Genomic DNA, 1,257 nt, shown 5'->3' with positions numbered 1-1,257 from the left:
GGTCGTTGAAGCAGGCTCAAACAGCGGAAGAGGGCGGCGTCTTGCCGCTCGGGGGTCGTCAGTATCTGTTGCAACCCATCTAACCCGTACCGGAACAGGCTCTTCGCGCGGCGCTCGTGCGCCTTTTTCGGCGGCGGTCCGTCCCACAGCGCGCGCTTCTCGCCAACAAGGTGCGTCCAGGCGAAGGTCAGTGCTAACAGGCCCAGCAGCCGCTGCATACGACCGGGCTCGGTCACGTGGGTGGCCTCCAGGTCGTAGCCCCGGGATTTAAGCGCCGCAAACAGCGTCTCAATCTCCCATCGCTTACGGTAGAGCGCACACGCCTCGGTGGGGGCGAGCTTATAGGTGGCTACAATGAGGAACGGATCGTCGGTGTCGCCGGAAGCAATACGCCGGATCACAACCCGGACGGGGACCTTTTGTCCATCGGTTCCAACCAAGTACCGATCGCCTGCAAGTACACGCTCAGTCCCCAGCGCGACGGGCCGGGCGAACATCCGAGCCGGCAGAGCGGAGTCCTCGTCTGAGTGCCCGCTGGAGTGCCTGCTGGAGTGCCCGCTGGAGTGCCCGCTGGAGTGCCCAATGCGGCGGTTCGAACGCAGACGAATCGCAAACGGAATGTTCTGCTCCTGAAGAGCCAGCAGCCACTCCACACCGATAAACTCGCGGTCGGCCACCACGGCCCGGATCGCCTTCGGATCGACCACCTCCAGAAAGCGCTCCAACACGTCGATGTGAGCCGTGGCAGCCGACCCGCCTCCGTTGGGCAGCACCTTCCAGGCAATCGGGACCGCCGTGCCTTTGTGCGCGACCCCAACCATAAGAATGTTGACCGGGGTCTGCCCAACGTGCCATTCCGTCCGGTCAAGCGCGACGACGTACGGCTCGTTTTGCGGCAGCAGATGCACCAGAAGGCGGCCCAGCGCCGTAAAATCGACCTTGTAGTCCGACAGAAACCGCTGAATCCGGCGATAATTCGATGCGATCTGGACGCCCCCTTTCAAGGATGCGGCCAGCTTGGCCAGGTTGGTTGTCTGTCGCATGAGCAAGGCCGCCTGAAAGCGGGCAATGAACTTCAGCCGGGCGCGATGCCACCCGAGGTAGGTTGTGAGAACGTTGGTGATCGACTGCACGTAAGGCATAGGCAGACGGGTCTATTCTTCAGCACAGGTCATGGTTTGTCTCACGACCTGTACCGCTGGAGGATAGGCCCGTTCTGTTTTGTTAAGACCCGCCTGAGTTTTGTCATGTACTGTG

The 1,257-nt window shown here is 61.8% G+C and carries 1 protein-coding gene; it reads right to left on the bottom strand.

Annotated features, from left to right (window positions below; all coding sequences use genetic code 11):
* Positions 1-1,142, bottom strand: a 1,142-nt coding sequence (locus CRI93_RS14950; protein ID WP_098063530.1) for an IS4 family transposase, incomplete at its 3' end; no start/stop codon positions are given.
* Between the last annotated feature and the right edge of the window lie 115 nt (positions 1,143-1,257).

The organism is Longimonas halophila, assembly GCF_002554705.1.
Taxonomy (GTDB): Bacteria; Bacteroidota; Rhodothermia; order Rhodothermales; family Salinibacteraceae; genus Longimonas; species Longimonas halophila.
The sequence above is the reverse complement of the archived record's forward strand: the minus strand, read 5'-3'. Positions and strand labels throughout refer to the sequence as shown.